This is a genomic window from Blautia sp. CAG:257 (assembly GCF_000433815.1).
GTDB lineage: Bacteria > Bacillota > Clostridia > Lachnospirales > Lachnospiraceae > Blautia_A > Blautia_A caecimuris.
Window position 1 is genome coordinate 11,184 of record NZ_HF999049.1, and the last position, 8,082, is coordinate 19,265.

Genomic DNA, 8,082 nt, shown 5'->3' on the forward strand with positions numbered 1-8,082 from the left:
GTGGAGATACCGGAGGCGGTGACATGGGCGGCGGAGACGTCAGCGGCGGAGATGACTATATAGAAGGATAATCCGGAAAACCGCACAATCAGAATGATAAGGAAAGGGAATTTCTTTAAAAAGAAATTCCCTTTTTGCCAGTTTGGGACAATGAAAAGTCAGAAAGTGAGAAAAACATGAAAACTGAAAAAATTGATGTGATTATTCCGACATATCATCCGGGCAAAGAATTTGCAGCTCTTCTTGACTGTCTGGAACAGCAGTCCTGTCCTGTCAGCAGGATTATTGTTATGAATACAGAGGAACTGTTCTGGGATACCACATGGGAAAAAGAGCATCCCTGTCTTGAAGTTCATCATTTGAAAAAAGAAAATTTTGATCATGGAGGAACCAGAAGACAGGCGGCAGAGCTTTCTGATGGAGATGTTATGGTTTTTTTGACTCAGGATGCGATGCCTGCTGATAAAAATACTGTCAGCCATCTGGTGAAGGCCCTGAACAGCCAGGAGAATATCGGAGCTGCATATGCAAGGCAGCTTCCGAATTCTTCCTGCAGTTTTGTGGAAGCATATACAAGATCCTTTAACTATCCGGATCAGTCAGGGGTAAAGACAAAAGATGATCTTCCCGTTCTGGGAATCAAAACTTTTTTCTGTTCCAATGTATGTGCTGCCTACAAAAAAGATATTTACAAAAAACTGGGAGGGTTTGTGGAAAAAACTATTTTTAATGAGGACATGATCTATGCGGCAGGCCTTATCCATGCCGGATATGGAATTGCATATGCAGCGGATGCAAAGGTTGTCCACTCTCATAATTATTCCTGCAGCCAGCAGTTTCACCGGAACTTTGATCTGGGAGTTTCCCAGGCTCAATATCCGGAAATTTTTGATGGAGTTCCATCTGAGGGAGAAGGACTCCGCCTGGTAAAAAAGACCTTTTCCTACCTTATAAAACATGGGAAATGGTATCTGATTCCCGGATTTATCATACAGAGCGGGTGTAAATATGCAGGATATTTTATGGGAAAGCGCTATAAGAAGTTATCGAAAAAAATGATCCTCCGGTGCACCATGAATCAGACATACTGGAATGAATCAAAATAATAAAATGATTTTCGGGAACACTGTTTTTTAAAGGTATTATCACATTTTGAACACAATTCCCTGATACACTTGTGTCATAACAATAAGAAAGTGGTGAAGGGAGGGAAGAAAGCCCATGGATTATGAAAAGGATCAGGATGTCAGTGATTCTGGAATGCATGAGATACAAAGCAGTGAGCCGCCCCGGTACGAACATTATCAGATGCACCGGAACAGCGGAAGAATGGAGCAGAAATCCCCTGTAAAACCAAAAAAGAAAAATAATCCGGGAAAGAAGATCGCAGGAACCATAGCTCTGGCAGTGGTGTTTGGAATAACAGCCAGCGCGGTGTTTCAGTGTTCCAATACAGTTGCAGAAAAATATTTCAGAAAAGAGACAGAAGCTGTTCAGCTTTCTGACGGCAGCGCAGAACAGACCGGACAGACAGCTGCTCCGTCAGGAGAAGCTTCCACAACGGCAGGAAGTGTGGCAGAGGTGGCAGAATCAGCAATGCCGGAGGTTGTTGCCATTACTTCCGTAAGTGTTCAGGAAATTCCAAGCTTTTTTGGTATTTACGGGTTCAGTACTTATGGAACTGTGGAGCAGTTTTCCAGTGAAAGCAGCGGATCCGGAATTATTGTAGGTGAAAATGAGGATGAGCTTCTGATCGCAACCAATAATCATGTGGTAGAGGGAGCCACTACACTGAGTGTCTGTTTTATTGGCGATGATGTAGCGAATGCAGAGGCTGAAACCAGAGATCTGGCAAGCGGGGACATCAATGTGGAGGACGCGGTCAGCGCAAAGATCAAGGGAACCGATAAGGGAAATGATCTTGCAGTCGTTGCAGTACAGAAATCAGATATTCCTGAGGATACCCGTTCGGAGATCAAGGTTGCTCAGATCGGTGATTCTGACGGGCTTCAGGTAGGAGAACAGGTAGTTGCTATCGGAAATGCTCTGGGATACGGTCAGTCAGTTACCTCGGGCTGGGTCAGCGCTCTGGATAGAAGTATTTCCAGTGAAGACGGGACTACGACTACAGGGCTGATACAGACAGACGCTGCCATTAATCCCGGTAACAGCGGAGGCGCTCTTCTGAATATGAAAGGGGAGCTGATCGGAATCAACTCTGCCAAATATGCAGCGGATGCAGTAGAGGGAATGGGATACGCAATCCCCATATCAACAGCCCGCCCCATTCTGGAAAAGCTTATGAACCGGCAGACCAGAGATAAGCTGGATATTTCTGAATCCGGTTATCTGGGAATCAGCGGAGGCGATCTGACAACAGAGGCAGTGCAGATGTTTGGTGTTCCGGCAGGAGCTTTTGTCCGTGATGTGGATGAGGGCGACGCTGCGGAAAGAGCCGGCCTTCAGAAAGGTGATGTGATTGTGGAGCTGGATGGTCAGCCGGTAACGGGAAGTGACGATCTGGCGGAAAAGCTTTCCTATTATGCAGCAGGGGAGACGGTAGAAATGGTCATTGCAAGGGCTGTCAACGGAGAATACGTGGAGCAGACAATGGAAGTGACCCTGGATGCAAGACCCTCTTCCGGGTATTGAGTCTGTTAAACAAAAAACATTAGTTTACACATATAGAGGTTATGATATAATAAACGCATACACAGCAGATTTCTGAAGAAACAGAGAAATGAGAAAATATGGTGTTTTTCAGATGAGATTGCTGTTGATTGGGTGAAATCCATACAGGAAGTGGAGTGTGCAGTATGAAACGCAGACAGCAGCCAGGACCGTAAGGGATTAGCCAGAGGGAGGAAAATGCGAAAGAAAAATCATGACCGAAAAAAATGGGGAAGCAGGCTTTTTAAAAGTCTGCTTCTTGTGATGCTTGTATTTAGTTTCTGCACCCGGGGAGTGGCTGTACAGCCATTAATTGCAGAAGCTTCAGCGGCAGTGCAAAAAAAGAATAAGATTATCCCATTGGGAGGCACAAGCGGTCGTTATCTTGTGGATACAGGATACAACTGGTGGTTGAAGGACAAAAACGGAGGAAGGGTTTCCGGATTCCAGTACATTGTTGTTCCGGGAGGAAATCGTCTGAAAACAGGCTATTATATGTTTGATAAAAGCGGACGTCTTTCGAAGAACAAACAGTTTTATAAATTGAATCAGAAGCTTGGAAGCAGAACATTCCGCGGGACATTTTATTTTGGAGATGAAAATGGGAGACTTTTGACAAAAGCAGGCTGGAGGACTATAAACGGGGAGAAGTATTGTCTTTCATCATTTGGAAAGAGATATGAAAATTGTTGGAAATCCGGATATTATCTTCAGTCGGACGGAACTATTGCAAAAAGTAAACGGATATCTAAACATGTCTGGGTTGACAGTAAAGGCCGTAAATGTAAAAATATCAAAGTTTCAGGAGGCAGCGGCAGCTATCTGGTAGACACGGGATATAACTGGTATTTAAAAGATAAAAATGGAAACTCTGTTACAGGCTTCCGGTATATTTCTGTTCCTAAAGGAGAGCGTCTGAAGACTGGTTATTATATGTTTGAGAAAAACGGAATTCTTTCTAAAAGCAGAAAATTCCGTAAGCTGGATCAGAGACTTGGCGGCAGAACATTTCGCGGGACATTTTATTTTGGAGATAAGAATGGGAGACTTTTGACAAAAGCAGGCTGGAGGATTATAAATGGTAAGAAGTATTATCTTTCCTCGTTCGGAAAGAAATATGAAAACTGTTGGAAGTCAGGTTATTATCTTCAGTCGGATGGTACCATAGCAAAAAACAAAGAAATTTCTCCAAATGTGTGGGTTGACTGGGAAGGGCACAAGTGTACAAAAGCAGATATGACTGTCAATGGTCTGAAAAAGAAACTGAAGGGTATGCTGAACGGCTACAGCGGCTCCTGGTCTGTGTATGTAAAAAACCTGGAAAATGGAGCGGTGATTAATATCAATGATAAGGCTATGTATCCGGCCAGTACAATTAAAGCCTTTGTTATGGCTTCTACTTTTGATCAGATCAGTCAGGGAAAACTGAAGTATAATTCTACAGTTAAGAGTCTTCTGAACAGTATGATCACAGTCAGTGATAACGAGGCTTATAATCAGCTTGTAAGATATAACAGCAAATCCCGAAGTTTTGTAGCCGGAGCAGGTACGGTCAATAAATATCTGAAGAAAAACGGTTACACAAAAACCGGCTGTCACAGTACCCTTCATCCATCGGCTTCATCATTTACCAGTGATGGAGGAAGCAACAGTGCTTCGGCAAAGGACTGCGGTATTCTTCTGGAACGCATTTACAGAGGAAAATGTGTATCAGCAAAATATTCCAGAGAAATGAAAAATCTTCTTTTAAGACAGACTCGCAGATGGAAAATACCTGCCGGGATCCCTTCCGGTATTAAGGTTGCCAATAAGACTGGAGAAACTTCTACAGTTCAGCATGATATGGCGATTGTATATGGAAAAAAGACGGATTATGTAATTTGTGTTTTTTCATCTACTGGCAGTGAGAACTATGCCGTTCCAAGAATTCAGTCTATATCCAGAACAGTTTATCAGTATCTGAATAAATAAGAGTATTTTCGGATCTCAAATTCCCTGGTATTGATTGAATTTTTATAAAAACTTTAGTTTACAGCCACAGAGGTTATGATATAATGGACGCATAGGCGGCAGGACCCTGAAGAAGCAGGGCTGACCACCTGTGCGTTTTGTATTATGACAGAACGGAAAGGAGTTTATATGACAGATAAATACGAAGACGAGGTAATTCAGGAAGAGGATCAGGAGAATAAAGACGAGAACAGACGCGGTCCGGAAAAGTTCTGTTCTCTTTGCCGGAGATCTGAACGGCAGGCGGGCAGACTGATCGACCTTCCCAATAATATACATATTTGCTCAGACTGTATGCAGAGAAGTTTTGACACCATGAATCAGCAGATGAGCAGCGGAAAGTTTAATTATAATGACATTTTTAACATGCCGGGTGTAAGCATGGTTGATCTGGGCAGCTTCCAGAATCAGATGTCACAGCAGCAGAGCGCGCCCAAGAAGAAAAAAGATGAGAAGCATAAGCCGGTTCTGGATCTGAAAAAGATTCCGGCTCCTCATAAGATCAAGGCTGCGCTGGACGAATATGTGATCGGGCAGGATTATGCAAAAAAGGTAATGTCAGTTGCAGTTTATAATCATTATAAGCGTGTGGCAACAGACACCATGGATGAAATTGAAATTGAAAAATCCAACATGCTGATGATCGGACCGACAGGAAGCGGTAAGACTTATCTTGTAAAAACACTTGCAAGACTTCTGGATGTACCGCTTGCTATTGCAGACGCTACATCCCTTACAGAGGCAGGCTACATTGGCGATGATATTGAAAGTGTGGTATCCAAGCTTCTTGCAGCTGCAGATAACGATGTGGAAAAAGCAGAGCATGGCATTATTTTTATTGATGAAATCGACAAGATCGCCAAAAAGAAAAACACCAATCAGAGAGATGTAAGCGGCGAGGCGGTTCAGCAGGGAATGCTGAAGCTTCTGGAAGGCAGTGAAGTGGAAGTGCCGGTAGGGGCAAACAGCAAGAATGCAATGGTTCCGCTGACAACTGTGAATACAAGAAACATTTTGTTTATCTGCGGAGGAGCTTTCCCGGATCTGGAAAACATTATTAAGGAGCGTCTGAACAAACAGGCGTCCATCGGATTTTATGCTGATCTGAAGGACAAGTATGACAATGATCCTCATCTCCTGGAAAAAGTTACAGTGGATGATATTAAAAGCTTTGGCATGATCCCTGAGTTTATCGGCCGTCTGCCGATCATCTTTACCCTTGACGGACTGTCTGAGGATATGCTTGTGAAGATACTTATGGAGCCGAAAAATGCCATTTTGAAACAGTATCAGAAGCTTCTTGCTCTGGATGAGGTGAAACTGGAATTTGACGAGGGAGCTCTTCATGCCATTGCGGCGAAAGCCATGGAGAAAAAGACAGGAGCAAGAGCTCTGAGAGCAATTCTGGAAGAATACATGCTTGATATCATGTATGAAATTCCTAAGGATGACAATATAGGACAGGTTGTGATCACCAGAGAATATATTGAAGGAAACGGCGGACCGAAGATCCTTCTGAGAGGGCAGGAAATTCCGCTTCTGGAAACAGCTCAGTAAATGGTGACCGGAAAGGAGAAACGGTTATGGCAAAGGATTTTTTTGAAGAACTTGGAGAAGCAATCACAAAAACAGCAAGAGAAATCGGCGGACGCGCAGAGGTTCTGTACGGAACTCAGAAGCTGAAAAATAAAATATCTGGCGAGGAAAGACAGATTCAGAAGATTATGGAAGAACTGGGAAAAGTTCTTTACAGAAGATACCGGGAAGGCGTGCCGCTGGATGATCTGCAGAGGTGTCTCTGCGAGCAGATTGACCAGAGGATGACAAGGATCGAGCAGTATAAAGAAGAGATGGCAGGAGTCAGATCAAAGAAGGTGTGTCCGTCCTGCGGAACAGTCGTAGATCAGGACGCAGCATTCTGCCATCACTGCGGAGCAGCCTGTACAACAAAGGAAAAGGAAGAGGCGGCAGGCAGCGTCATTGACGGAACAATGGATGAAACTGTAAAATCAGAAGAAGCTCCGGCGTGGAAGGTTACTGCAGATACATCAGAACCGGAAAAAGAGAATACAGCGGAAGAACCGCAGAAAGATCCGGTTTCAGAAGAAGCTGCGGAACAGTCAGAGTCAGAGATGTCCACAGAAACTGAAGAAGCAGATCAGAAAATCTTGACGCAGGAAACAGCAGAAAAACAGCCGGAAGCTGAAATATCAGCCGAACAGCCGGAAACCACAGAAGAACGGATCTGGGAAGATCTGAAACAACAGTCAGAATCCGGAAAAACAGAGGAAACCGTGGAAGAAAAAGCGAAAACAGAGAAAATGGCTGAAATTCCGGGAGAACAGTCAGAGCAGTAAGCTTTACCGGAAACAGAAAATTCCGGTAATACAGCGAATGTGTAAGATCAGAACATTTTGAGGGGAAAATTAATGAAAACCAGATTTCTGGCAGCAATAGACAGAAAACGAAAAAGCCCGTGGTTTGCCCTGGGGGTAAACCTTATGGCAATGCTGGCGATAACGCTTATTATGCGCCCGTCTTTTGAGACAAATGATGATATTGTTTTTGCCGAGTTTGGAAGTGGACTGCGGGGAGTGAAAACTCCCCGTCTTGTATTTCAGAATTACATTCTCGGACTTGTATACCGTATTCTTTATCAGATTACAGGCAGACTGCCCTGGTATACGATTGTGCAGTATGCTGTGCTTGTGGCAGCCTTCAGCGCAGTGACCTATGTGTTTATGAACCGCCTGAAAGGCTACTGGGGCTTATATTTATCGTTTATTCTTTTGTGGGTATTCGGATACGAATGCTATATTCATATCCAGTTTACCAAAACAGCAGGAATAGCGGCGGCATCGGCTGTACTGCTTCTTTTTCATGTGGTGACTTCCGAAAAAATATGTGTCTGGGAAGCAGCGGCAGGTATTCTTCTGGGACTGACCGGCTTTATGTACAGAGAGGATCAGTTTTTTGCCAGCAGTGCGCTGATGGCAGGCATCGGCATTTACTTTGTGCTTACACTTAAAAAGCGCTTTCCGAAAAAAGAATGGAAGCGGTTTGGTCTGTGTGCCGGAATCTTTGGGCTGCTGTTTCTGTCTGTGTTTGCGGCGGACGGTACAGACAGCCTGATGTATCGGGATCCTCAGTGGCAGGAGTATCAGAAGTTTAATAATCTGAGATCGGAGCTTCTGGATTATGGATTTCCGGATTATGAGTCCAATAAAGCTTTATACCAGGACCTGGGAATTTCCAGAGAAGCATATGAGCTTTACAGAACCTGGAATTTTAATGATCCGGACAAATTTACCACAGAGGTCATGGAAAAGCTTGCAGAGCAGAAGCCGGAAAAAAGACTCTCCGGAAAGGCAATGTCATTTAGTTAAGACATTAAGCAGATGT

General features: G+C 43.9%; 6 protein-coding genes. All 6 read left to right on the forward strand.

From position 1 onward, the window contains the following. Nucleotides 1-176 precede the first annotated feature (176 nt). The 6 genes from QVP40_RS06790 to QVP40_RS06815 all read left to right on the forward strand — a co-directional run bounded on the left by QVP40_RS06790 (nucleotide 177) and on the right by QVP40_RS06815 (nucleotide 8,066). Entirely contained in the window at nucleotides 177-1,106 is a 930-nt protein-coding gene (locus QVP40_RS06790) for a glycosyltransferase family 2 protein (RefSeq protein WP_022067720.1), read from the forward strand. Nucleotides 1,107-1,221: 115 nt separating this feature from the next. Beyond that, nucleotides 1,222-2,652: a S1C family serine protease gene (locus tag QVP40_RS06795; protein WP_022067721.1), complete on the forward strand. Its 1,431-nt coding sequence runs from the start codon at nucleotides 1,222-1,224 to the stop codon at nucleotides 2,650-2,652. Between the two features lie 216 nt (nucleotides 2,653-2,868). Further along, the gene (locus QVP40_RS06800; RefSeq protein ID WP_022067722.1) at nucleotides 2,869-4,641 is read left to right on the forward strand and encodes a serine hydrolase; all 1,773 of its coding nucleotides are present in this window, start codon (nucleotides 2,869-2,871) and stop codon (nucleotides 4,639-4,641) included. Nucleotides 4,642-4,809: 168 nt separating this feature from the next. Beyond that, on the forward strand, nucleotides 4,810-6,237 hold the full coding sequence (gene clpX, locus QVP40_RS06805; protein ID WP_022067723.1) for an ATP-dependent Clp protease ATP-binding subunit ClpX: 1,428 nt from the start codon (nucleotides 4,810-4,812) through the stop codon (nucleotides 6,235-6,237). 26 nt (nucleotides 6,238-6,263) lie between these two features. Then, a complete protein-coding gene (locus tag QVP40_RS06810) occupies nucleotides 6,264-7,037 on the forward strand; it encodes a zinc ribbon domain-containing protein (protein WP_022067724.1) in 774 nt (257 codons plus the stop codon). Between the two features lie 72 nt (nucleotides 7,038-7,109). Next, nucleotides 7,110-8,066, forward strand: coding sequence for a hypothetical protein (locus QVP40_RS06815; RefSeq protein WP_022067725.1), 957 nt, complete (start codon nucleotides 7,110-7,112; stop codon nucleotides 8,064-8,066). Nucleotides 8,067-8,082: the final 16 nt, after the last annotated feature.